This is a genomic window from Methylobacterium sp. 285MFTsu5.1, assembly GCF_000383455.1.
Classification (GTDB): domain Bacteria; phylum Pseudomonadota; class Alphaproteobacteria; order Rhizobiales; family Beijerinckiaceae; genus Methylobacterium.
In genome coordinates this window covers 1-24,479 of sequence record NZ_KB911314.1, presented here as the reverse complement: position 1 = coordinate 24,479, position 24,479 = coordinate 1, and the positions used below count along the sequence as shown (strand labels likewise).

The following is a 24,479-nucleotide window of genomic DNA, read 5'->3' as shown; positions in this document are numbered from 1 at the left end:
TGACGAGGTGGTGGTTGATCCGGCCGAACAGCCCTGTGTCGCGCCAGCGGCTGAAGTAGCCGAACGTGGTCGAACGCGGCGGTAGATCCTTGGGGATCAGCCGCCATGCGATACCGCCGCGCAGAACGTGAGACCATCGCGTTTAGGATCTCCCGCGTCGTCCAGACCGGAGGCCGCCCGCGCGGCTCAGGCCTCGGCATCAGCGGCTTGATCACCGCCCACTCGGCATCGGTCAGGTCAGTTTCATAGCGAAGGCCCGCGCGGCTATGCTGCCGCCGGGTGGTCGGGGTCCACATGGCAGGTCCAGGTCAGGCTTCAGCACCCGCCTGGAACCATCGCCATCCCGGCCACTCAACCCCGCCTCAGACCCTTATCGGACGGGTTCTAACAATCGGGAGTGGCATCTTGATCGACATCGACAGGCTGCGGATGGATGTCGGCACGTTTGGCTAGATCGAGCCCTCCGCTGGACAGTCGGCGCTCGACTAGGCGGCCGAGCACGCCATGACTGCACAGCAGGCTATTGTGGAGTTTCTGTATCCGGCTGTCTTTCCGGTTGGATCCCAAATGGTCTTAGGGCATAAAAGATTCGAACGCAGCCCTTGAATGGAACTTACAAGATCCGACACAATAAAATATAAAATTATCTAAGATCCTGTGACCTGCCGATGGTAACCATCAGTTTCGCATGCTACTTCTCGATGTCTTGGGTCGAACTCAGTTCGGTTCGACGGTTTGGTGAGCGGAAATGATCTTGTGCCCGTCATGTGAAATATGCGCGGCCCGGCATCGAGTATCGATTGTTTTGCTGGGTGTGACCAAGGCAGCTGACGGTTCGCAAACAGCGGAGATAAGCAGGAGCACCACTAACAAGGCGCCTGTGCACGCGACCTGTGCCCAGATGTTGCGCTGACCCGCGAGAGCGTTGACGACGTAATCCGGATCATCGTTTCGCGCGCTCCGCCTCATAGCTTGATCTCTCATTGGGAGGGGTGACGCATTCACAGCCCCAGTTCCGTCCTGGCCCTCAAGGCTAAGCCCGACTGACGCGGCGCTGTCTGATCACCGTCTTTGCCTTCGGCGACGAGCTTGGGCCGGACAAAGGCAGTCCGTGCAGCTCGTCAGCGATGATAAGAAATCCGCTTGCATGAGGTGATCGTCGCCCGTTGCGGTTTACGAACGTTCCAGGCCTGGTTCATCAGCTTCAGGGGCCGCCGTTGCCGCGCTCTCGCCAGGACCCAGAACGTCGACTCGCGCCGATAGAGGTTGATCACGTCTTGGTTCAGCATGCGGACGCATCCTGACGAGACCGCTTCGCCGGTGCTCCGTGGTGCCGTGGATACGATAGAGCGTGTTCTTGCCATCCTCAGGTGGAGGGCCCGCGCGCCCAGCGGGTTGCGTTCCCCGCCCGCCGGCCCATGGCCCGCTCCGCTCCGAAGCAAGTCGGGCGTTGGTGTCCAACGCGGCCACGCGGCCTTGCGAGCGACCGTCGCCGTGCCGGTGAACTCGAAGCCGGCCTTACCGACGTCGACGCCGTAATGCATCGCCTGACCGGCCTCCGGAACGAGCTAGAGAAGGCGCCGATACGGATCGACCACGATCGTGCCGTTGATCCCCGGGTCGGATTGTCGACGACGTGACGGACGTTGCGGACCTTCAGGTCTCGCGGGTTGACGGCGGCAACCGGGAACGGCTCGATCGGTGATCGCGGCGTACTGGCGTAAAACACCGGGACTGATCAGCGATCCCACCCTGGTATCTGGCAGGTCGGAGTCCCGTGAAGCCGTTCAGGCTTCGAGCGCTGAGGCGAGCAGCAGAGAGGGTGCGACGTACCGAAACGACCGGATCACGACCGGTCTCTAAGGTCAGCCTTCGCGATGACGTGCACGTGACCGGCTTGAGCATCATGGCTTCGTGAGCAGGCCAGCGCCAGGGTCGAGGCAACGGCGACGAGGATGATCCGCGCGAGGAAGTTTGGCATGAGTGACCACCGGGATCCGCAACAACTCGGTCTGCCTCGGTTCGGAAACGGAACTTAAGCCAAGCTTAAGCCAAGCTTGGACGATGACGGGACTTCAAGGAGGCAGGCATGCGCATCCTCGTCGTCGAGGACGACCCCATTCTATCCGGCAGCCTCAGGGCTTGGCTTGGGAGGGGCGACAATTGACTGCCTCGACAACTGCCCGAACGCGGATGCGGCCCTCGTCACAAGCGTGTTCTCCGCGGTCGTGCTCGACCTGATGTTGCCCGATGGCTCAGGTCTCGACGTGTTGCGCGGCCTCCGCCGCAGGGGACTGAACCCCGGCGGTGTTGTTGACGGCGCGGGACGCCGTGACGGACCGGGTTGCGGGGTTGGACAGCGAGGCCGATGACTATCTCGGTATGCCCTCCGACCTCGATTGGGGCGGCGGGGGCTGGCGCTGGATCAGTCCGCGCCCCTCGTGTTGTATCCGCCCCCTAGCATAACGCGGTCGATCGCCATCGGGGTCCTCGACGCGGCAGGGCGATCGTGGCGGGCGGCCTGCACGAGCGGGAGCTTAAGCGGCATCCACGCGGCGGCGATGGCGGGCTCGGGGCGTCGCGGCTCACGCGCCAAATCTGCTGCCGCTATTGATAGAGCTCAATGCAATTGCAGTGGTGCCATGAGCGGTCCAGAATCAACCTCTTTATGATGCGAGCTTGCGAAGTGGCGATGCTGTCGGATCGGCTGCAATCCACGAGATTTGGCACAAATGCTGGATTGCGTTCCAGCTGGGTCAGGGATCGCCGTACTATGCGGTGTGCTCATGGCATAAGCGCATCATCAAGGATCCTAGCGACATGCACTGCGTCGCGCCCAATCCCGTCATGGATCTGATGCCGGCAGCTTGTGCCGTCAGCGACTAGGAGATCGGTTGGACCCGCCTTTCGTAGCGCTGGCAGCAGTGACAATTCCGCCATCGCCAGCGAGACGTCGAGCGTGTCCGCCCGATAGCCGAACGCGCCCGCCATCCCGCAGCAGCTCGACTCGATGACCCTCACATCCAGTCCGGGCACGGAGCGCAGAACCGTTTCGACGGCGGGCATCGCTCCAAAGGACTTTTGATGGCAATGCCCATGTAGATGCGCCACCTGTCCTCCATGATCCTTCAACCGCAGTTTAACGCGGCCCAGGGGCAGGTCGACGGCAAGCAACTCCTCAAGTAACACCGCTTGCCGCGCAAGAGTTTTCGCCGCCTGACTTGGCACGAGAGACTGGAACTCGTCGCGGAAGGTTAGCAGGCACGACGGCTCCAGCCCGACGATTCGCGCACCGGCTTCGGCGAAAGGTGCCAATGCATCGAGGGTTCGACGCGCCTCTCGACGTGCTTGATCGGTCTGGCCTGAGGCGAGCCAAGTCCGGCCACAACAGGGCGGCCGCCCCCCATCCGGCGACGCGACCCGGTGCAGCCGGTATCCAGCTGCCCGCAGCACGCGCTCAGCCGCCTCGAGATTTTCGCGCTCGAAGGCGCGATTGAAGGTGTCCCCGAACAGGACAACATCAAGCCCGTCGCCCAACACTTCTGACACGGAAGCAGGCGCGCCGGTCTCGGACCAAGGCCGACGCCATTCGGGGAGGGAGCGGCGCGCCGAGAGCCCCAGGACACGCTCGGCGAGCTGTGCGAGCAACGGCATCTTATTACGCAAGTTGAGAAGGGGGGCGACCGTACTCGCGAGCTTGGCGTATTGCGGCAGCTCCGCGATCAGCCTTTCTCGCAGCGGCAGCCCATGACGAGCGTGATAATGATGCAGAAACTCGACCTTCAGCTTGGCCATGTCTACGCCGGTGGGGCATTCCCGGCGGCAGGCCTTGCAGGACACGCAGAGGTCCATTGTCCGCTTCATGTCCGGGCTGGTGAAAGCCTCGGGCCCGAGCTGACCCGAGATGGCGAGACGCAATGAATTCGCTCGGCCGCGCGTAAGATGCTGCTCCTCCTTCGTCACCCGGTAGGAGGGGCACATGGCCCCGCCCGCGAGCTTCCGGCAGGTGCCGTTGTTGTTGCACATCTCGACCGCCGCGCCGAAGCCGCCCCAATCGGACCAGTCGAGGGCCGTTTCGGCGGGCGCCGTCACGGCGTAATCCGGTTTGAAGCGGAACAGGCTGCGGTCGTCGAACTTCGGCGCCCGCACGATTTTGCCGGGGTTGAGCCGGTTCTCTGGATCGAACCCGTCCTTCACTGCCTCGAAGGCGCGGGTGAGCGTTCCGCCGAACAACGGCTCCACGAATTCCGAGCGTGAGATGCCGTCACCGTGCTCGCCGGAGTACGAGCCCTTGTAGCGGCGGACGAGTTCGGAGGTCTCTTCGGCTATCGCCCGCATCCGGCGGACGTCGCTCCCCTCCTTCATGTTGAGGATCGGGCGGACATGCAGGCAGCCCACCGAGGCGTGGGCGTACCACGTGCCCCGTGTACCATGCTTCGAGAAGACCTCGGTCACAGCGTCGGTGTAGTCGGCGAGGTGTTCCAGGGGGACGGCGCAGTCCTCGATGAACGAGATCGGCTTCGCGTCGCCCTTCATCGACATCATGATGTTGAGGCACGCCTCGCGCACCTCCCAGACGGACTTCTGCCGGGACGGCTCCACGACCTCGACCACCGCGTCTGGATAGCCGTGATCGGCCATGCAGGCGTCGAGGCGCTTGAGGTCACGCTTAAGGGCGTCGAGGTCGTCCCCGGCGAATTCCGTGAGCAGCAGGCAGTTCGGCTTGCCACGGGTGATGTCGGCGAGCGTGGTGCGGAACAGCGGGATATCGGCCCCCAGCACCAGTACGTTGTTGTCGACCAGCTCCACCGCCACCGGATCGAGGGCGACGATGTGCTGCGTCGTCTCCATGGCCGCGCGGAATGAGGGGAAGTGGCAGACGCCCATCAGCCGGTGCTTTGGCAGGCGCGAAAGCTTCAGCGTCACCGACGTGGTCGCGGCCAGTGTTCCTTCGGACCCAACCAGGAGATGGGCGAGGTTGGGCCGGTCGGTCACCAGCGCGTCGAGATTGTAGCCGCCGACCCGGCGCTGCACCTTGGGGTAGCGCGCCTCGATCTCGTCCCGGTTGTCATGGGCGAGTTGCAGCATCCGCGCCGCAATATGTTCGACCCGCGACGAACCGGCGACGCCCGTGGCGTCGTTGCCGATGAGCGAGAAGGCGAAGGTCTCGCCGTCATGCAGCAGAGCGCGCATGGCGAGCACGTTGTCGCGCATCGTGCCGTAGCGCAGCGAGCGGGCGCCGCAGGAATTGTTGCCGGCCATGCCACCGATGGTGCAGCGGGTCGCCGTCGAGGGCTCGACGGGGAAGAACCAGCCGTCGCCCTTCACGTGTGTGTTCAGGCGCTCCAGCACCCGCCCCGGCTCGACGGTGACGATGCCTGCCTGGGCATCGTAGTCAAGCACCCGATTGAAATGGCGCGAGCAGTCGATCACGAGACCTGAGCCGATCGGCTGACCGTTCTGCGAGGTGCCGCCCCCGCGCATGATGACCGGGACGCCATACTCGGCCGCGACCTGCAAGGTCGCGGTGATGTCCTCCGCCGAGCGCGGCAGCACCACGCCGGCCGGCATAATCTGATAGATTGAGGCATCGGTGGCGTAGCGCCCGCGGGTGAAGGCGTCGAAGCGCGCCTCGCCCTGGAGCACGCGTGACAAAGCCCGCGACAGATCCTTGGATCTAGCCATGGATTGCGATCGGCCGGTCATCGAGGCTTCCTGCACACTTTTCGGGTTCAAACTACGTCGGCTTTTGCCCGGCTGCTCGGCTCCCGTGGAAGCCTACCTGCCGGTATACGCTTGACACAAAATCACAGATCGACCGTCAGAGATCTCAGTCTCGCAAACATGACAGCAGTTCTAAAATATATGTAGCGTGCTCTGGAATCAGCGCGCCGGAATTATCTTGGAAATACATTGACATTTGAAACCTCCCGATCTTTTTTCGTTGCCGAGAGTTCCGAAGGTCTGCGTGGATCATCGATCCCAACGGGATGCGTTAGAACGGCTTCGAGTCGGCGAAACCCAGAGCCAAGCTGAGCAGATGCGCTCAGCCCCGCACTCTCTGGATGAGATGCTACGCCAACCTTTTGCAAAATGCATTCAAAAAATTCTGTTTATGTGACGATTTCATGCGCGCTGGCATCCAATCGCATGCCACGGCACGTTACGGTATCGGGAGCGCTAATGCCGCAGATCACCAACAGGAGCAGCTCGTGCCGACAAAACGAGCCGAAAAAGGCGCGCAGAAGGAGCGCGCTGGTTAGTCGACCTAAACTTCGACGGCCGCGGGCGCCTCATGCTCGACTGCGGCACGCTGCTTGTTTCGCAGATGTCGGAACAGGATGTCGCTCAGCTCTCGTCCGGCACGGCGGCGGAGGGCATCGAGGATCTCCTCGTGCTCGCGCATCGCCTCGCCCCAGCGGTCGCGGTGCGCGTCAAGGTTGGCGGAGTAGCGTGCCCGCTTGATGCGGCCGGCATAGCCGACATAGGTCGCACGAAGCGCCTCGTTCCCGGCAGCGGCGACGATGGCCTCGTGGATTGCCTGGTTGCGGGCGAAGTAGCCATTGAGATCGCGGCGCAGATAGAAGCCGTACATCTCGTGGTGCAGGGTCTCGATCGCGGCGAACTCGGCCTCGGTGATCTTCTCGCAAGCCAGGCGCCCGGCCAGGGCCTCGAGCCCGCCTATGACGTCAAACAGCTCGGTCAGTTCGCGCTCGCTGAGGCGGCGGACGCGCGCGCCACGGTTCGGAAGAAGGTCGATGAGCCCTTCCGAGGCCAGGACCTTCAAGGCCTCGCGGAGGGGCGTGCGCGAGACACCGAACTCCTCGCAGAGCTGACGCTCGGGCACGCGGGCGCCGTCGCTCAGGCTCCCCTCGACGATGAAGTCCCGCAGGCGCGACAGCACCTCTCCATGGAGCGAGGCAAGACTCGCCTCCGCTCTGAGCTGCGCGCGATCCCGCGTCGATTTCGCCGGCACGGGCGTAGCGGGAGCGTCCTGCGTGGAAGCGGAGCAATCCGAAGCATGATCGAGGGCGGTTGGTGGCATGGCACACACATAGCAGCGAGTGTGCGGACCGTCGATTATCGGCAGTCGGGTCAGAAAGGACTTGCTCTCCGAAAAAATGAATGCAAATTATCCAACCCACCGGCGAATCATGCATGCAACACTCTGCGCGGCTGGGAGGCCATCATGAGCTCACGCATCGGACGACATTTCCTTCACATCCCCGGTCCGAGCCCAGTGCCGGAGCGCGTCATGCGAGCCATGAACATGCCGGTGATCGATCACCGAGGGCCGGACTTCAAAAAGCTTGGCGAGGAGGTCCTGGAAGGATGCAAGGCCGTCTTCCAGACGGATGGGCCCGTAGTGATCTACCCGTCTTCTGGGACGGGGGCGTGGGAGGCGACGATCGCCAACACGCTCAACGCGGGCGACAAGGTTCTAATGTTCGAGACAGGCCAGTTCGCGACGCTCTGGCGTCAGATGGCGGCCCGGTGGGGCGTAGAGGTGGAGTTCGTCTCAACTGACTGGCGACGGGGGGCCGATCCCGCGATCGTCGAGGCGAAGCTCTCGGAAGACCGCTCCAAGGCGATCAGGGCGGTGATGGTAGTTCACAACGAGACCTCGACGGGCGTCACCAGCCGGATCGCTGAGATCCGAAAGGCAATCGACCGGGCGGGCCACCCCGCGCTGTTCCTCGTCGACTCAATCTCCGGCCTCGGCTCGGCGGATCTGCGCCACGACGAGTGGGGGATCGACGTCACGGTGAGCTGTTCACAAAAGGGGCTCATGCTCCCCCCTGGCCTAGGTTTCACCGCGGTTTCGGAGAAAGCTCTGGCCGCCTCGCGATCCAACACCCTGCCGCGCTCCTACTGGGATTGGGCAGAAATGCTGAAGCCCAACGCGAACGGTTTCTTCCCTTACACCCCCGCAACGACCCTACTTTATGGCCTGCGTGAGGCCATCGCGATGCTGCGCGAGGAAGGCTTGCCTCAGGTCTTCGCCCGCCACCAGCGTCTCGCCGCCGCTACCCGCGCGGCAGCGCAGGGCTGGGGCCTCGAAGTCCTGTGCCAGGAGCCAACCGAGTACTCACCCGTGCTTACCGCTTTGATGATGCCAGACGGCACCGGTGCCGACGTCTTCCGTAAGGTCGTGCTTGACCGGTTCGACATGTCCCTCGGTGCCGGCCTCGGTAAGCTCACCGACAAGGTTTTCCGCATCGGCCACCTTGGCGAGACAAACGACCTGACCCTGATGGGCGCGCTCTCCGGCGTCGAGATGGGGCTTCATGCCGCCCACATCCCGCACCAGCGCGGGGGTGTCCTCGCAGCGATGACGAGCTTGCGCTCGGCCCTCGACGATTGAGCGTGGCCGCGACAGCAGGTCACTGAGAATCGAGGGGTCTCACCACAGCTTCCAGTGATCCACCGCCTAGTTCGGTGCGCCCGCAGAATACCAATCCGCCGCTGGCAACGACCGGACGTCAAGATCCGGCGGGCACGGCCTGCGCCAAGGAGGAAACCACATGATCGCAATACCACGACGCATCACGGCGCCGGGCATGGTGCTGTTTCTGCTCTGCTTGATGTACTTCATCACCTACGTCGACCGCGTCAACGTTGGCACGGCGGCCCCTGCCATCAGGGCGGAACTGGGTCTCTCGAACACCGAACTCGGCCTGATTTTCTCGGCCTTCGCCTATCCCTACGCCGTCTTCCAGATCATCGGAGGCGCGATGGCCGACAAGTGGGGCGCACGGCGCACCCTCTTCATCTGCGGCCTGATCTGGGCGGCGTCCACCATCGCGACCGGGTTTGTCGGGGGTGTGACGTCCCTGTTCCTCGCACGCTTCATCCTCGGGTTCGGCGAGGGCGCCACCTTCCCCACGGCGACGCGGGCGATGCAGACCTGGGTTGCCAAGGACCAAAGGGGCTTTGCGCAGGGCATCACGCATGCGTTCGCCCGGCTCGGCAATGCCGTGACACCTCCGATCGTCGTGCTGCTGATGACGCTGCTCGGCTGGCGCGAGTCCTTCGTAATCCTCGGGATCGGCAGCTTCGCTTGGGTCGTGGTCTGGTACATCTATTACCGGGACGACCCGCGCGAGCATAAGGCGATCACCCAGGCGGACCTGGATCGTCTCCCGGTCCGCGACGCTGCTGCGCGCTTGAAGCCGCACGTGCCGTGGCGGCGGCTGGTGCCGCGCATGGCGCCCGTCACCATTACTTACTTCTGCTATGGCTGGTCGCTGTGGCTTTACCTCAACTGGCTGCCGTCGTTCTTCAAGGATGGCTACGGGCTCGACATCAAGAACTCTGCCCTGTTCGCGTCCGGCGTGTTCTTCGCGGGCGTTGTCGGCGACACGCTGGGCGGCGTTATCTCGGACCAGATCCTCCGGAAGACCGGCGACCTCCAGAAAGCACGACGGAACGTCATCTGTTTCGGCATGCTTGGCGCCGCCGCGTGCCTGGGCGGCGTTTTCTTCACGAAGGAGTTGACGCTGATCGCGCTCCTTCTCTCCGGCGGCTTCTTCTTCCTCGAACTTGTCATCGGTCCGATCTGGTCGGTGCCGATGGACATTGCGCCCCAGTACGCGGGCACGGCGAGCGGCCTGATGAACTTCGGCTCAGCTTTAGCTGCAATCGTCTCGCCGTTGACCTTCGGCCTGATCGTCGACCTGACGGGCAACTGGGTACTGCCCTTCGCCGGATCCATCGGGCTGCTCGTTCTCGGGGCCGGGATGGCCTTCACGATACACCCGGAGCGGCCGTTCAAGGAGGAGCCTTCCCCTGTGCCCGTCGGCGTGCCGGCCCAATGAGCGCTCGATGATCCCGGGACGTCGGCTGGGTCGGCGCCCCACGCGGGGGTACGCAGGTCTCGCGGATGTTTCGAGCCCCCGCTCCACGCTTCCTCGTCGGCCCTCGGCGAGACGACGAGCCCCATCCGGACACAGGACGGCCCTCATGAACGACCGCGACGGACGGCGAGCTCCCCCGCCGCCGAGGCGAGCGTTCCGCGCGAGACACGTGGCGGTGCTCGCGGCTCTCTTCGTCCTAGCCGGACTCGAAACCGGACGATCGCAGGAGAAACCGATGACAGAGATCAGGCGGACCGAGTTGAGCCGAGCCCCCGTGTCCGGGGTCGAGAACAAGGAGATCATCGTCCAACTCGTGGAGTTCCCGGTCGGCGCAACCTCGCCCCGCCACTTCCACCACGGCGAGGAGATTTTCTACGTCCTCGAAGGCGGCACGGTCTCCGCCCCCGGCAAGGGGGACCAGGACCGGATAGCCGGCCAGCACGGCATCAACCCGCGAGGCGTCCCGCATGCCGGATACACGGTCGCAGCCGATAGGACGATCAAGATCCTGTCCGTCTACGTGGTCGACAAGGATAAGCCCCTGCAGGCCCCTGCTCCTTAAGACTTCGGAACGCGAACGCATTTGTTCACTTTCGATGAGAACTTTGATGTCCGACAGCGTCCATCGAAAGAGCGGAACGGAGCAGCCGTCACGGAGAGGCTTGCTGCGGACGCTGGCACTTCTCCCGTCGGTCCCGCTGGCGGGACGGGCCGTCGCGACGACGCCGGTCGAGTATGTGCCGACCTTCTTCAATGCGACTGAATGGGCCTTCCTGCACGCGGCCTGCGATCGCCTGATCCCCCATGACGAGATCGGTCCGGGGGCGGTCGAGCTCGGCGTCCCGGAGTTCCTCGACCGTCACATGCAGACGCCCTACGCGGCCGGCGACATCTGGTACATGCAGGGACCCTTCCTGAAGGCCCCCCCGGAATTCGGCTACCAGGGACGCCTCGCCTTGCGTGACATCATCCGCGTCGGCATGGCCGCCGTGGACCGTCATTGCGCAGCCTCGTTCTCGGGACGCCGCTTCGCCGAACTCGGATTCGCACAGCAGGAGGACGTGCTTCGCGGCCTCGAGACGGCGAAGATTGCCCTCGACGATGTACCGTCGCGCACCTTCTTCGTCAGTCTCCTGACCGAGGTGCGCAACGGGTACTTCAGCGATCCCAAGCACGGTGGAAACCGCGGCATGGGCTCGTGGAAGATGATCGGTTACCCCGGCATGCGGGCCGATTTCCACGATTGGGTCGAGGTTCGCGACAAGCCCTATCCACTTCCTCCTGTCGATCTCGCCGGCCGGAGGGCCTGACCATGACGACTGTCAGAAAACCCGTCGATGCCGTGATCGTCGGCATGGGGTGGACCGGAGCGATCATGGCCAAGGAGCTTACCGACGCCGGCCTTCACGTCGTCGTGCTCGAACGCGGCCCGGACCGCGATACGCAGCCCGATTTCTCCTACCCGCGCGTCGTCGATGAGCTCGAAGGTTCGGTGCACCGACGCTACCTGCAAAGCCTGTCCCGCGAGACGGTGACGATCCGGCATGGCGTGAACGACGTCGCAGTACCCTACCGTCAGATGGGCTCGTTCAAGCCCGGAACCGGAGTGGGCGGTGCAGGGAGTCACTGGTCCGGATGCCACTTCCGCGCGCTCCCGGAAGATCTTCGCCTGCGCAGCAACATCGAGCAGCGATACGGTCGGAACTTCATACCCGAAGGGATGACGATCCAGGATTTCCCTGTGACGTACGACGAGCTGGAACCACACTTCGACCACTTCGAGTACGTGTGCGGGACTTCCGGCAAGGCGGGCGTGTTGAATGGCCAGCAAGTCGCGGGCGGAAACCCATTCGAGGGATCCCGCACGCGTGAATTTCCGCTTCCGCCGAACAGAAACTATCTCGGTGCCGAGATGTTCTACAAGGCTGCGAACGAGATGGGCTACCATGCCTATCCGATCCCGGCTTCGAATACGTCCGATGCCTACACGAATCCCTACGGATGCCAGATGGGTCCGTGCAATTTTTGTGGGTTCTGCAGCGATTACGGGTGCCTGAATTACTCCAAGGCGAGCCCGAACGTGAACATCCTTCCGGTGCTTCGCCGTCGCAAGGAGTTCGAGTTGCGGGTCAATGCCCACGTCATAAAGGTCAACCTCGACTCCGATCGCAAGCGGGCGACGGGTGTGACCTATCTCGACGCCTCCGGACAGGAGGTGGAGCAGCCGGCTTCGCTGGTGCTGCTGTGCGCCTTTTCCCTCTACAACGTGCATTTGATGCTCGTTTCGGGCATCGGCACGCCCTATGACCCGGTGTCGAACACCGGCACGGTCGGGCGCAACTATTCGTACCAGAACCTCAACCGGATCGACCTGTTCTTCGACAAGGACGTGCAGGCCAATCGCTTCGTCGGGATCGGCGGCGGCGGCGCGGTGTTCGACGACCTCAACGGCAACCAGCTCGACAACGCCAAGGCCGGGTTCGTCGGAGGCGGGGTGATCTGGGCCCGGCAGCCCGGGGGCGGCCCTGTGCGCGGCATCAAGACCCCGGAAGGTGTGCCCAACTGGGGCAGCGCCTGGAAGCGAGGCGTGCGGGACGTGTTCCGGCACAGCTTCTATTACGAGGTGCAGGGCGCCTGCATGTCCTACCGCGACAGCTATCTCGACCTCGACCCGACCTACAAGGACGGGTTCGGGCGGCCGCTCCTGCGCATGACGTTCAACTGGCACGATGACGAGATCAAGGCGGCGCAGTTCCTCGTCGGCAAGGCGAAGGAGATGTGTGCCGTCCTCAATCCGAAATCGATGGCCGTCGAGTCGAAGAAACCGGGATCGAAGTACAACGTCACGCAGTACCAGAGCACGCACACCTGCGGCGGTGCGATTATGGGCGAGAACCCCAGTAACTCGCCTCTCAACCGATATCTTCAATCCTGGGATGTCCACAACGTTTTCGTGCCCGGCGCGAACGCGTTCCCCCAGAACAACGGTTACAACCCCACAGGCATGGTCGGTGCGCTCACCTATTGGTCCGCCAAGACGATCCGGACCCAGTACCTGAAGAATCCCGGCCCCCTGGTCCAGGCGTGAGGTGCGTCCGATGAAGCATCCGCGCATCCTCAAGGCGGGACTCGGCGTGGCCTTACTGGGGCTTGTCGGGCTCGGCGCCACCTACGCCGCCGCATTGTGGCCGACCGAGACGCGACGGATCGCCGATCAGAGGCTGGATGGGGCGCTCATCGAGGCCGGTCGCTACGTCGCCACTGCGAGCGACTGTGTCGCCTGCCACACGGCGCCAGGGGGCAAGCCGTTCGCTGGAGGCTTGCCCATGGATACACCGATCGGACGGATCTTCAGCACGAACATCACGCCCGATCGCGAGACCGGGATCGGCGCCTATGGCCTCGACGATTTCGACCGGGCGATCCGTCACGGTATCGTGCCGGGCGGCACGACATTGTTTCCGGCGATGCCCTATCCCTCCTATGCGCGGCTGACCGACGAGGACGTGCGAGCCCTCTACGCCTTCTTCATGCAGGGCGTCGAACCGGTCCGTGAGGCCAGACGCGCCAATGAAATCACATGGCCGCTGTCGATCCGATGGCCTTTGGCCCTCTGGCGCAAAGCGTTCGCGCGCTCTGGCGAGGCGGCCTTCGACCCCGGCCGCTATGCCAACCCTCAGGTTGCACGCGGCGCCTATCTCGTGCAGGCGGCCGGCCATTGCGGCGCGTGCCACACGCCGCGCGCGCTCACGCTTCAGGAGAAGGCGCTGGACGAGACCGACCAAGCCTATCTCTCGGGCGGACAAGTCGTCGACGGCTGGTTCGCGGTCAGCCTGCGCGGAGAGCACTCCACGGGGTTGGGTCGCTGGTCGGCCGACGACATTGTCCAAACGCTGCGCGGAGGTCGAAACCGCGGCCACGCCGTGGTCGGTGGCCCGATGAATGACGTCGTGGTCCACAGCACGCAGCACCTCGACGCGGCCGACTTGCAAGCAATCGCCATCTACTTGAAGACCCTGGCAGCCGGGCCCACGACCGCAACTTATGCGCCTGACGGAAGCACGGCGCGGGACCTCGCCCGAGGTCACGAGGCCGGGCGCGGCGCCGAACTCTACGTCGACAACTGCGCCGCATGTCACAGGACCGACGGTCTCGGCGTCTCCGGCGCGTTCCCGACGATCGCCGGCAATCCGACCGTGCACTCGGCGGACCCGGTCAGCCTAATCCGTTTGATCCTCGACGGGAGTGTAATGGCCTCGACCCATGCCGCGCCGTCGAACCTCGGCATGCCGGGGTTCGGCTGGCGGCTGAGCGACGAGGAGGTCGCGCATCTCGCGACGTTCGTTCGCCAATCCTGGGGCAATGCCGCCGGGCCGGTCTCGGCCAGCTTCGCCTCGAACGTGAGGCGCGCGCTCCGGCATGAGCGCAACCGTGACGACTACGATGTCCAGCGTCAGGCGACATCGATCGAGGGGCGCTAGCGAAATGCCACGGGATGACGGAACCCGGTCTGATGAGTCCGCGACGATCCGACAGGGAGGGGAGCTCGGCTCCTAGTATTGGACATACATCACCGCATGGTCGACGTCGGATGGCAACGCGCAGTTTCGCGACGATATCTATCATCTCGACCGAGGTAATCTGTCGCAGAAATAGCCGTTTCGATCGCTAGAAAAGCCACCGTCTTGGACAAATCGGGGAGGTCTTTATTGTCCACACATCCTATATCACCTCCGATTGCGACCTCTGAGCGCGCGGTGGATGCTCTAGCCGAGAGTGGATTCATCCATCTATCCTCGGCCGATGTCGCCCGGATCGTCGGCGTTGACGGTGATGCCGGATGGCATGCCTTCTCCAACACCTGGGCCGATCTTGAGCGTGACGCGTTCATGGGCGACGGCGGGCGATACCGCTTCCGGCGCCATGCGATTTACCGGGCTCGTGGGCAAGATGTACATAGATTGCCGGACGCTCCGCACTATCAGAAGTTGGTGCACAACAAACTGAATGGCGGTGTTTCGCGAAAATTTGCGCCGGTTACCAATGATTTTGGGCAGAGCGCGTTGTTGAGATGCTTCATCTCAGCATTCACGCGCATATTCGAACACGCGTCGAGATGTGTCGCCTCCCCGTCTTGGCATATCGAGATGCATCAGTTTCGGATCGTTGCGGAAGGCGACGGCAGGGGGTTGCCGACCCCGGAAGGGATGCACCGCGACGGCGTCGATTGGGTCGTCACCTTGTTGGTCGATCGGGAGAACGTCTCGGGTGGAGCGACGGCCCTGACCGATGCGCACGGCAATGACATAGCTCGGATCGAGATGAGTTCCCCCCTCGAAGCGATCCTCATGGACGATCGCAGACTCATGCACGGCGTGAGTCCAATCACGGTCCTCGACCTTAGTCGCGCAGCCCATCGAGACGTCCTCGTCTTGACCTTTGTGAGGTCGTAATCCCTTGTCGCATGCCCCGACGAACCCGTCTGCGCCGATTCCGGCCGTCGACCAGGATCGGCGTGCTCGGTGGACGCCCGCCGCCCAGTGGTCGCGAAAGTCGATTGGCGAAGAGCGGAGCTCCCCGCCGATAGATGTCGTGGGCCTGTCTGGGGCCGATGACCGCGATTGTCCGCGAGACGACCGGTCAGCGAAGCCAGAGTGTGGCGGTGCCTCATTCGGCTCCGAGTCGCCGCGAAACCTCTCGGGCCGCCTCGACCACCCGCGCGCCGATCTCACGAATCCTGTCATCGGGCAGCCTAGGTGTCGGGCCCGAGATGGAAATGCCGGCTACCGCTTCGCCGTAACCGTTCGAAATGAATGCCGCAACGCACCGCATACCGGTAGTCCGTTCCTCGTCGTCGAAAGAATAGCCTTGTCGGCGGATCTGTCGAACAGCCTCTCGCAGCCGATCGGCGTTGACGATCGTCTTGTCGGTGAAACTGGTCAGGTGCGTCCGGCGAACGAAGCTCTCAAAACGCTCTTCGTCGAACCCGCTGAGCAGCGCCTTTCCGATGCCCGAGGCGTGGAGCGGGGAACTGGCGCCGGGAGGGAAGAAAGCGCGGATCGTCTCGTGAGACTCGACTTGACTGACGAACAGCACCTCGCCGTTGCGCTCGATGCCGAGATTCGAGGTTTCGCCTGTCGCCATCATCAGGTCTCGCATCACTTAACGGCTCCGCTCGAAGATGTTGGTGCGCCTGAGGAACGCCGAGCCCAGACGAAAGGCTGCGGGGCCGACGAACCAATCTTGAGTCTTCGGTTCACTCTCAATGTACTTGCGCTGCTCGAGCGTCGTCAGCACGCGATGCATCGTCGCCGCGGACTGGCCCAGACGCGCGGCGAGTTTGGACAGGGTGATGCCTTCTTGGCGGGCGTCTCCATCACGTCGAGAGCGCGGTCCAAAGCCTGAATGCCGGGGCTTCCGTCAGCGCCCTTCGAGCCCTTCGGACATCCTCTTCGTCGAATCGTCATGTTGACTGGTCCACCTTCCCTGCGATGAAAAAACTTTTCAGCACGAGAGTTTGAGCGGCGCAATAAAAAATCTCAAACGGCTGATTTAAATGCATAAAACGGTGCTATTGCGTCGAATGAAAAACATTTCCAAAAAAATTTACAGCTCTGGTTTACCGAGCTACGATGCGGAGATTGGAGGAGCCAAGATGAGCGGCCAGAATCCGACCTTTATCCCGGGTCCAACAAATATTCCGGAGGTGCTGCGTAAGGCGGTCGACATGCCGACGATCGACCACCGGAGTCCGATCTTTGGCGACATCCTGCGGCCAGCTCTCGAAGGCGTAAGGCGCGTCCTCAAGACGACGCAGGCTGAGGTCTTCGTCTTCCCCTCTACCGGAACCGGTGGATGGGAGGCGGCCATCACCAACGTTCTGTCCCCCGGCGACAGGGTCCTGGCCACGCGCAACGGCATGTTCAGCCATCGCTGGATTGACATGTGCCATCGCCACGGGCTCGACGTGCAGGTCGTTGAGCAGTCCTGGGGTGAAGGGATCCCGGCCGACCGGTACGAGGAAATCCTCACGGCCGACCGCGGGCACACAATCAAGGTGGTCCTCGCTACACACAACGAGACGGCCACCGGCGTGCGCTCCGACATCGCGGCGGTACGGCGAGCCCTCGACGCGGCAAAACATCCTGCCCTGCTGTTCGTCGACGGCGTGAGCTCGATCGGCTGCATGGACTTTCGGATGGACGATTGGCACGTCGACGTGGCAGTCGCCGGCAGCCAGAAGGGCTTCATGCTGCCCGCCGGCCTGGCCATCGTCGCGTGCTCGCAGCGCGCCGCGCAGGCCGCCGAGCACGCCCAACTGCCGCGCACCTTCTTCGACATCCGCGACATGCGCGGCAGCTATGGCAATGGCCGCTTCCCCTACACGCCGCCGGTCGGCCTGCTCAACGGCCTGAAGGTGGCCTCCGACCTCCTTCTCGCGGAGGGGCTTGAGACCGTCTTCGCGCGCCACCATCGGATCGCGGAAGGCGTCCGGCGAGCGGTCGCCGCATGGGGCCTGACTGTCTGCGCCGCCAGGCCGGAACTGTACTCGGACACCGTGACCGCGATCCTCCTGCCCAACGGTGTCGATTCCGACCGGTTCGTGGGGCATGCGCAGGACGCGTACGGGGTCGCGTTCGGGACGGGTCTGGGCCAGCTCGCGGGCAAGGTCTTCCGTATCGGCCACCTGGGCAGCCTCACGGACGTCATGGCGCTCTCTGGGATCGCCGCAGCCGAGATGGTCCTCGCCGATCTCGGCGCGGCCGTCGAGTTGGGGGCGGGGGTCGCGGCGGCCCAGGAATACTACCGCAAGGGATCGGCCATGGCTCAACTGGCCGCTTAGGGAGGCGACGACAATGTACATCCCGACACTGGACGACATGCTGGCCGCCCGGAAGCGCATCGCGCCCTTCATTCATCGGACACCGGTCCTGACTTCCCGCGTGCTGGACGAATTGGCAGGTGCACACCTGTTCTTCAAATGCGAGAACCTCCAGAAGGCTGGCGCCTTCAAGGCACGGGGCGCATCCAACGCCGTCTTCGGCTTGTCCGATGAGCAGGCTCGAAAGGGGGTGGCCACCCATTCCAGCGGCAACCACGGCACGTGCCTGTCCTACGCGGCCGGGCGCCGCGGCATCCCCTGCACAGTGGTGATGCCGCGCACTGCTCCGCAGGCAAAGAAGGACGCCGTCCGGGGCTACGGCGGGCTCGTGGTGGAGTGCGAGCCGTCGACGACAAGCCGGGAAGCCGTCTTCGCGGAGGTGGTGGCCAAGACCGGCGCGGAGTTTGTCCACCCCTACAACGACCCGTGGGTGATCGCCGGTCAGGCGACCTGTTCGGCCGAGCTGATCGAGCAGGTCGAGGACCTGGACGCGGTGGTGGCTCCGATCGGCGGCGGCGGCATGATCTCCGGAACCTGCCTGACGCTGTCGTCCCTCTCGCCACGCGTCGCGATCTACGCCGCCGAGCCCGAGCAGGCCGACGATGCCTTCCGCAGCCTGAAGGCCGGTCACATCATCGCGGATGACGCGCCGAACACCGTGGCTGACGGCCTCAAGGTCCCGCTGAAAGATCTCACCTGGCATTTCGTCCGGAACAACGTCTCGGACATTCACACCGCCTCCGAGAGCGAGATCGTCGATGCGATGAAGCTGATCTGGAAGCGATTGAAAGTCGTCATGGAGCCTTCGAGCGCGGTGGCCTTGGCCACCGTACTCAAGAACCCGGACACGTTCGCCGGCAAGCGCGTCGGCGTGGTGATTACCGGCGGGAATGTCGATCTCGACAAGCTGCCCTGGAACTGAGGAGAACACCGATGAACGCACCCTTGAACGCCGCCGACCTTGAGGTCGGGTACGACGTCCCCGCGATCCCCGGGATGGACGAGGCGGACATCCAGACGCCCTGCCTCATCCTCGACCTAGACGCGCTGGAGCGTAATATCCGGAAGATGGGGGATTACGCGCGCGCGCACGGCATGCGCCACCGCGCCCACGGCAAGATGCACAAGTCCGTCGACGTGCTCCGGCTTCAGATGCAGCTCGGGGGCGCGGTCGGCGTGTGCTGCCAGAAGGTGTCGGAGGCAGAGGTGTTCGCCCGCGCCGGGATCGAGGACATCCTGATCTCGAACCAGGTCCGCGATCGCGTCAAGATCGACCGTCTGGCGCGGCTTCCCCGGTACGGGGCCAAGGTGATCGTCTGCGTCGACGACGTGAGCAACGTGACGGACCTGTCCGCCGCGGCGGAGAAGCACGGGACGACGATCGCCTGCTTCGTCGAGATCGATTGCGGCGCGGGTCGCTGCGGCGTGAAGACGGCCCCGGAGGTGGTGGAGATCGCCAAAGCGATCGCCGCCGCGCCGGGTCTGACGTTCAAGGGGCTGCAGGCCTACCAGGGCGCGATGCAGCACATCGACGGCTACGAGGACCGCAAGGCGAAGCTCGACGCCGCCATCGGTCAGGTTAAGGAGTCGGTGGACGCGCTCAAGGCGGTCGGTCTCGAACCCGAGTTGGTCTCGGGCGGCGGGACCGGATCTTACTACTTCGAGTCGAACTCAGGCGTCTACAACGAGCTCCAGTGCGGGTCCTACGCCTTCATGGACGCCGATTACGGCCGCATCCAGGACAAGGACGGCCAACGCATCGACCGTGGCGAATGGGAGAACGCCCTCTTCCTCCTGACGTCGGTAATGAGCCATGCCAAACCGCACCTGGCGGTGGTCGACGCGGGCCTGAAGGCGCAGTCCGTCGACAGCGGGCTTCCTTTCGTTTTCGGCCGAGACGACGTCAAGTACGTCAAGTGCTCGGACGAGCACGGCATCGTCGAGGACTCGGGCCGCGTGCTCAAGATCAACGAGAAGCTGCGGCTGGTGCCAGGGCACTGCGACCCGACCTGCAACGTCCACGATTGGTACGTCGGTGTCCGCAACGGCAAAGTCGAGACGCTCTGGCCGGTCTCGGCTCGCGGTAAGGCTTACTGATTACTGCACGGACCGCGGTCTCGACGCGTGGGGGGCGCCCCCCGCGTATAGCGATGAGGACGATCCATGATCATCATATCGGAACGTGAAATAGCCACGCTCGTTTCGCCTGCCGATTGCTTCGCCGCGGTCGAGGGGGTCTTCGCCTCGATGGCAAAGGGGAAGGCCTACAATTTTCCGGTCGTCCGGGAGGCGATTGGTCACGCCGATGCCCTTTACGGGTTTAAATCAGGCTTCGACCGCGAGAGCTTGGCCCTAGGCCTCAAATCTGGGGGCTTCTGGCCAGGCAACGTCGAGAAAGGACTCACGAACCATCAGTCGACGATCTTCTTATTCGATGCCGATACGGGCTGCTGTCGAGCTATCGTGGGAGGCAACTTGCTGACCGCCTTGCGCACGGCGGCCTCCTCCGCGCTTTCGATCAAGTACCTGGCACGGCCCGAGGCTCGGGTCATCGGCATGATCGGCGCAGGCCACCAGTCGACATTCCAGCTCAGTGCCGCGCTCGACCAAAGGCGCTTCGAGAAAGTCGTCGGCTGGAACATCGAACCCTCGGCGCTCGGTCGGCTAGAGTCCGTTGCCGTCGAGCGGGGCATCCCGTTCGAGGCGGTCGATCTCGACAGGCTCGGCGCCGAGGCGGACGTGATCATCACCATCACCTCGTCGTTTGCGCCGATCCTGAAGGCCGCGCAGGTCCGCCCCGGCACCCACTTGGCTTGCATGGGAACCGACACGAAGGGGAAGCAAGAGGTCGAGGCCGAACTCCTAGCCAAGGCCAGTGTGTTCACCGACGAGATCGCGCAGGCGACATCGATCGGTGAGGCTCAACACGCCGTCGCACAGGGGTTGCTAGCTGCCACCGACATCGTCGCAATTGGATCCGTCATCAACGGTGCCCATCCAGGCCGTCGGTCGCCCGAGGACATCACGTTGTTCGACGGCACCGGCGTCGGGCTGCAGGACCTGGCTGTCGCATCGACTGCAGTCGACTTAGCGATTGCTCGGGGGGTGGCGAGGGAAATCGATTTTTAAGTCCATTTCGCATGGTCATAGACCGCCGACGTCAAAATGCTTTTTCGGTAGTCTTGTATGGGCCTTCAGCCGCAGGCGTCACCCTCCGAAGGGATTGAAGCCGAGAGCTGCAGGAGCGCCGATCGGCATCCGATTGGTCCTGAAACGAGTGATACTAGTCCATGCGAGATCTTTTACTCTCATTATTTCAGCAATGAAGCCATTCTGTCGCGCGCCAACGCAATGACTAATTGCAATCATATGGCTAAATTGTGCAGCACTAATCACCTAAGCGAAAGCGAAAGGAAGGTTTTTAACGCCATGACTGATCAATTTATGAGCACTTCGGTGGTAAAAATCAGGTCTGGTATTCCAAGTACCGAGCGTAATTCGAGCGTTATCAAAATTTGTCACGAATTAGAGCGCCTCGGTTTGGCGGAACGTCGTGGCTCGGGCCTGAGATCGACTATTCGATGGCGTCGGGCGACTCGGTGATGTCGGTCTCTGCCGCGGAAGAACATGGCATTCCGCTGCGCATGATGAGCGGTCCGAATGAGGCTGAACACGGGACGCGTGCACTTCGCAAATGGTCAGACTTGGCCTTGCCTATGGACTGTCGCAAATAGTTTGCACGGCAACGGCTACGCCGCGCAGACAAGCAACGCGCACCCTGGGTGCATGGCTGATCAGGTGCAACGAAAGAGAGTGCGAAACCGGCAGGCTGGAACTAGCCGAGCGCAGCCTAACGCTTCCGAGGATGTCTGCAGAAAGAGGGGCCCGGCCACTCTTGACTTAAGCTGAATACGGATGCGTTGGACAGCGTGGCTTATGTTCGATCATAGTCTATCGAGCAGAGAATTATGATTACAAGTAGCTCAAAGCAGAACTAGCGAATTACAGGGTCCGTGTTGCCCCCGTGTTCCATAAAGTGTTTTCGACAAGCCCTTCCTCAAACGCCGGACAGCATGGCCGCCTCGTCTTCCTGCGCTTCGAACAGGTAGCCGTACTGGTCAAACGTCTGGTGGATCGAGGCATGCCCCATCAGCGTCTGCACGCGCTCCGGGCTCAGCCCCTGTGTGTACGTCTCGGGCTTAAGCGGATAGCCGGTGTGCACCCGGCGGCGCTGCGGCTCAAACGGCCCGCACCAGCATACGTCCCGGTGGAAATGACTTGACGATAGCAGGCTAGGCACTGCTTCTGCGCCATTGTGTAGAGGCTACGTGCCTCGGCGAGGGTGGCGGGGCGCCACGTTCCGTCCACCTTCACCTCGCACGTCTGCTGCCTGGCCGTCGGCATGGCTGTTCAGTTCGCCGTTGTGGTGTCGATGCGCGATCGCGCAAACAAGCTGGCGCCAATAGCAGGGCCCGGGCCGTATCGCCCATACGGGCTGAGTGGCCGCGCGGGCGTTCGGCGTCGCAGCCACTCTGACGGCCGCGGCCTCCTCAGGCGACGCGCTCGGCCTCGAACCAGGGCAGGAGACCAGTCCGCGGGTCGCAGTTGAGATATTCAATGCGCTGGCCGCCTCCCGGAAGCACGTAGACCTCGTGCCAGGTCCGGAGTTGGTTCCGCGGCCCGTAATGCCGGTAGCGCTGGATGGCCGCCCCGAAGATCGCCGCGTGCGTGGCGTGATCCTCGGCCCAGCGTTCCATGTGGCGCAGAGACAGAAAGTAAGCGTGGGCGTGCGCCTCCGGCTCGGCACGCCCGTCCGCGTCCGTGGTTCCCTGCCATCGCATGCAGGCGCAGCCGGAGGGCAGTGGGTTGTCGGCCAAGTATTCCATGCCGGCTTCCAGGGGCGAACGGAGCTTGGCCTCATAGTCGGCGCGCTGCTCCGCATCCATGCGCCCCCACGTGTTGGCCGAGCGGATCAGGGCGAGGTTGTGCGGCGGCCGCACTGACCAGTGCTCCCCGTAACCGACCCGGTCCCGACAGGGCACCAGTCCGGCCTCATCGGGTGCGTCGAGCGACTCGGACGCGGCGGCGGGAAGCCGATCCCGCATGGCGCCGTAATAGCCGCAGTAAGGGGTCGGGAAGATTGCGACGTCCGGGCTCGTCATGAGACCGGCGGGGTAATCCTTCCAGTAGATGCTCTCCTGGCGCTCGCGCGGCACCCACAGAATTTCCCGCCAAGCTCCGTGAGGTCCTGCGAGGCGCTCGGGCGCGTGCCACCAGTTCTCCACCTCGGCGTCCGCACGCCAAGCCTCGAAACGCTCCGCCGACACCCAGTAGGCGCAAACGACGTGCTCCACGCGGCCGCCTGAGAGGCGCGAACGGGCGTGGTCGAGGCAGGTCGGGCCTTTGACATGGCCCGCGAGGTGGGTGCGGATCCAATCCCGCATCGGATGGCGCCCGAGTTCGGTCTCGGACTCTGCCTGGGCGCCGAAGAAGGCGATATGCATTCCCGCCTCGCCAGCCGGCAGCAGGAACGACCAGCGCTGGACCGCGGGGGCGAAACCGGGCGGCTTGCGCAAAGGGGCGAGGCGCTCGGCGGGCCCTACGGCTTCAGAGGGCGCGGCATCGAGCACGCGTGCGCCGCGAGACGGTTCGGCTTCGGCGGATCTCGCATCCATCGCAACATTCCCAGGGATTGGACCGGGGGATGATGCCTCGTTTCCGACGCGGATTCACCACCGGATCCGCGCAACCGTGCCTGCAGAAATGCCGGCGCGCCTCCAGGGGCCCGGGGATCCGCGCCCCAAAGCTGCGCGCTTGGGCACCCCCAGAGTTCGGACGGCTCATTTCCGCTCGCGCGGCCGTCGCCCGTGGCCTCCTGCGCAGCGGCGTCGCCGTTGGATCGGCAGACAGCCCACGGCGCTTCGCCCGTCCTCCGCCCCACGGTTGCTTGAGACACCCCGTTAGCGGACGGTCTCCGCCTCAGGGGTGAGAACGATGACGACGACTACAGGAGCGGTTGCCGGTGCGGTCGGACCTGGCCGGGGTGGGCGCATGTCCCGGCAGCGCAAGCGGGACGCGGTGTTGCGGCTTCTGCGTGGTGAGGACCTGGATAGCGTCTCGCGCGGCCTGGGCGTGACGGCGGCGACCTTGTCGGGCTGGCGCGATGCTTTCCTGGCGGCGGGCGAGGCCAGCCTGTCCACCCGGCCCCTCGATGCGGACGCGCTGGAGAGCGGGCGTCTCAAGGCCAAGCTCGGCGAGATGCTGCTGGAGCGCGAGCTGCTGGAGGCCAAGGTCGCCGCCCTGGAGGCGCGTGGCGCCGGCCCTTTGGCCCGCAGGCGGTCGCGGCCATGAGCCGGACCGTCTCGCCAGCCAGCGGCAGCGTCTACGGGCTGGCTCGGGTGTGCCGGATCTGGCGTGTGTCGCGCGCCACCGTCCACCGGCATCTATCACCGCCCCGCTCAGGGCTCGGATCGGAGGCCGGGTCCGATCCCGCGCGGCGGCCCGGCCCGGTCGGGGCGATGCCGGATGCCGCACTGCTCCTGCGGATCCGCGCCATCCTGACCGACAGCCCCTTCCACGGCGAAGGCCATCGCAAGGTCTGGGCACGGCTGCGCATGAAGGGCGTGCGCACCTCCAAGCGCCGGGTGCTGCGCCTGATGCGCGCCCACGACCTGTTGGCCCCCACGCGGGTCGGCACGCCGCGCGGTCCGCGCAACCACGACGGCACCATCATCCCGGAC

Annotated in this window: 14 protein-coding genes and 5 pseudogenes; 13 read left to right on the top strand and 6 right to left on the bottom strand. The window is 64.0% G+C overall.

Annotated features, from left to right (window positions below; all coding sequences use genetic code 11):
* Window positions 1-296 (bottom strand): annotated as a pseudogene (locus H288_RS34475) (transposase); the annotation flags it as partial.
* Window positions 297-1,253: 957 nt separating this feature from the next.
* Window positions 1,254-1,766, bottom strand: a pseudogene (locus tag H288_RS34470) (L,D-transpeptidase); the annotation flags it as partial.
* Between the two features lie 323 nt (window positions 1,767-2,089).
* On the opposite strand from H288_RS34470, the pseudogene H288_RS36365 reads away from it, so the two are divergent.
* Window positions 2,090-2,400: pseudogene (locus H288_RS36365) on the top strand (response regulator); the annotation flags it as partial.
* Window positions 2,401-2,784: 384 nt separating this feature from the next.
* Here H288_RS36365 and H288_RS0130405 read toward each other — a convergent pair.
* Both H288_RS0130405 and H288_RS33205 read right to left on the bottom strand, forming a co-directional pair.
* Complete coding sequence (locus H288_RS0130405; protein ID WP_051123806.1) at window positions 2,785-5,685, bottom strand: FAD-binding and (Fe-S)-binding domain-containing protein; 2,901 nt, start codon at window positions 5,683-5,685, stop codon at window positions 2,785-2,787.
* Between the two features lie 583 nt (window positions 5,686-6,268).
* The gene (locus H288_RS33205; protein ID WP_081636590.1) at window positions 6,269-7,045 is read right to left on the bottom strand and encodes a GntR family transcriptional regulator; all 777 of its coding nucleotides are present in this window, start codon (window positions 7,043-7,045) and stop codon (window positions 6,269-6,271) included.
* 144 nt (window positions 7,046-7,189) lie between these two features.
* Between H288_RS33205 and H288_RS0130395 the strand changes: the two genes are divergently transcribed.
* The 7 genes from H288_RS0130395 to H288_RS34455 all read left to right on the top strand — a co-directional run bounded on the left by H288_RS0130395 (window position 7,190) and on the right by H288_RS34455 (window position 15,310).
* The gene (locus H288_RS0130395; RefSeq protein WP_026605439.1) at window positions 7,190-8,365 is read left to right on the top strand and encodes an alanine--glyoxylate aminotransferase family protein; all 1,176 of its coding nucleotides are present in this window, start codon (window positions 7,190-7,192) and stop codon (window positions 8,363-8,365) included.
* A 160-nt stretch (window positions 8,366-8,525) separates the two neighbouring features.
* The gene (locus H288_RS0130390) at window positions 8,526-9,818 is read left to right on the top strand and encodes an MFS transporter (RefSeq protein ID WP_043713572.1); all 1,293 of its coding nucleotides are present in this window, start codon (window positions 8,526-8,528) and stop codon (window positions 9,816-9,818) included.
* A gap of 274 nt (window positions 9,819-10,092) precedes the next feature.
* Entirely contained in the window at window positions 10,093-10,419 is a 327-nt protein-coding gene (locus tag H288_RS0130385) for a cupin domain-containing protein (RefSeq protein ID WP_020096333.1), read from the top strand.
* 100 nt (window positions 10,420-10,519) lie between these two features.
* Window positions 10,520-11,167, top strand: coding sequence for a gluconate 2-dehydrogenase subunit 3 family protein (locus H288_RS0130380; RefSeq protein WP_020096332.1), 648 nt, complete (start codon window positions 10,520-10,522; stop codon window positions 11,165-11,167).
* A gap of 2 nt (window positions 11,168-11,169) precedes the next feature.
* Window positions 11,170-12,945: a GMC family oxidoreductase gene (locus H288_RS0130375; RefSeq protein WP_026605436.1), complete on the top strand. Its 1,776-nt coding sequence runs from the start codon at window positions 11,170-11,172 to the stop codon at window positions 12,943-12,945.
* A gap of 10 nt (window positions 12,946-12,955) precedes the next feature.
* Window positions 12,956-14,338: a cytochrome c gene (locus H288_RS0130370; protein ID WP_020096330.1), complete on the top strand. Its 1,383-nt coding sequence runs from the start codon at window positions 12,956-12,958 to the stop codon at window positions 14,336-14,338.
* Between the two features lie 276 nt (window positions 14,339-14,614).
* Window positions 14,615-15,310: a 2OG-Fe dioxygenase family protein gene (locus H288_RS34455; RefSeq protein WP_081636589.1), complete on the top strand. Its 696-nt coding sequence runs from the start codon at window positions 14,615-14,617 to the stop codon at window positions 15,308-15,310.
* Window positions 15,311-15,524: 214 nt separating this feature from the next.
* On the opposite strand, the pseudogene bhcR reads toward H288_RS34455, so the two are convergent.
* Window positions 15,525-16,324 (bottom strand): annotated as a pseudogene (bhcR, locus tag H288_RS33200) (HTH-type transcriptional regulator BhcR).
* 188 nt (window positions 16,325-16,512) lie between these two features.
* Between bhcR and bhcA the strand changes: the two are divergent.
* The 4 genes from bhcA (at window position 16,513) to bhcD (ending at window position 20,868) form a co-directional block, all read left to right on the top strand.
* Window positions 16,513-17,700, top strand: a complete 1,188-nt coding sequence (bhcA, locus tag H288_RS33195; RefSeq protein WP_020096326.1) for an L-aspartate--glyoxylate aminotransferase BhcA — start codon at window positions 16,513-16,515, stop codon at window positions 17,698-17,700.
* Between the two features lie 13 nt (window positions 17,701-17,713).
* Window positions 17,714-18,661, top strand: a complete 948-nt coding sequence (bhcB, locus tag H288_RS0130345; RefSeq protein WP_020096325.1) for a beta-hydroxyaspartate dehydratase BhcB — start codon at window positions 17,714-17,716, stop codon at window positions 18,659-18,661.
* 11 nt (window positions 18,662-18,672) lie between these two features.
* Window positions 18,673-19,836 carry a 3-hydroxy-D-aspartate aldolase BhcC gene (gene bhcC / locus H288_RS0130340; protein ID WP_020096324.1) on the top strand — a complete coding sequence of 388 codons (1,164 nt, stop codon included), beginning with the start codon at window positions 18,673-18,675 and terminating at the stop codon, window positions 19,834-19,836.
* A gap of 66 nt (window positions 19,837-19,902) precedes the next feature.
* Window positions 19,903-20,868 (top strand): iminosuccinate reductase BhcD, encoded by a 966-nt coding sequence (bhcD, locus tag H288_RS0130335; protein ID WP_020096323.1) that lies wholly within the window; start codon window positions 19,903-19,905, stop codon window positions 20,866-20,868.
* Between the two features lie 1,421 nt (window positions 20,869-22,289).
* Here bhcD and H288_RS0130325 read toward each other — a convergent pair.
* Window positions 22,290-23,414, bottom strand: a complete 1,125-nt coding sequence (locus tag H288_RS0130325) for a phenylacetaldoxime dehydratase family protein (RefSeq protein WP_081636588.1) — start codon at window positions 23,412-23,414, stop codon at window positions 22,290-22,292.
* Between the two features lie 319 nt (window positions 23,415-23,733).
* On the opposite strand from H288_RS0130325, the pseudogene H288_RS34450 reads away from it, so the two are divergent.
* A pseudogene (locus tag H288_RS34450) lies at window positions 23,734-24,479 on the top strand (IS3 family transposase); the annotation flags it as partial.

What these genes read in the sequence shown, in the direction of transcription:
- H288_RS0130385 (WP_020096333.1), top strand. Translation starts at nt 10,093, where the DNA reads ATGACAGAGATCAGGCGGACCGAGTTGAGCCGAGCCCCCGTGTCCGGG.
- H288_RS0130325 (WP_081636588.1), bottom strand. Translation starts at nt 23,414, where the DNA reads ATGGATGCGAGATCCGCCGAAGCCGAACCGTCTCGCGGCGCACGCGTG.
- H288_RS0130375 (WP_026605436.1), top strand. Translation starts at nt 11,170, where the DNA reads ATGACGACTGTCAGAAAACCCGTCGATGCCGTGATCGTCGGCATGGGG.
- H288_RS0130390 (WP_043713572.1), top strand. Translation starts at nt 8,526, where the DNA reads ATGATCGCAATACCACGACGCATCACGGCGCCGGGCATGGTGCTGTTT.
- bhcA (WP_020096326.1), top strand. Translation starts at nt 16,513, where the DNA reads ATGAGCGGCCAGAATCCGACCTTTATCCCGGGTCCAACAAATATTCCG.
- bhcB (WP_020096325.1), top strand. Translation starts at nt 17,714, where the DNA reads ATGTACATCCCGACACTGGACGACATGCTGGCCGCCCGGAAGCGCATC.
- H288_RS0130405 (WP_051123806.1), bottom strand. Translation starts at nt 5,685, where the DNA reads ATGGCTAGATCCAAGGATCTGTCGCGGGCTTTGTCACGCGTGCTCCAG.
- bhcD (WP_020096323.1), top strand. Translation starts at nt 19,903, where the DNA reads ATGATCATCATATCGGAACGTGAAATAGCCACGCTCGTTTCGCCTGCC.
- H288_RS0130370 (WP_020096330.1), top strand. Translation starts at nt 12,956, where the DNA reads ATGAAGCATCCGCGCATCCTCAAGGCGGGACTCGGCGTGGCCTTACTG.
- H288_RS33205 (WP_081636590.1), bottom strand. Translation starts at nt 7,045, where the DNA reads ATGCCACCAACCGCCCTCGATCATGCTTCGGATTGCTCCGCTTCCACG.
- H288_RS0130395 (WP_026605439.1), top strand. Translation starts at nt 7,190, where the DNA reads ATGAGCTCACGCATCGGACGACATTTCCTTCACATCCCCGGTCCGAGC.
- bhcC (WP_020096324.1), top strand. Translation starts at nt 18,673, where the DNA reads ATGAACGCACCCTTGAACGCCGCCGACCTTGAGGTCGGGTACGACGTC.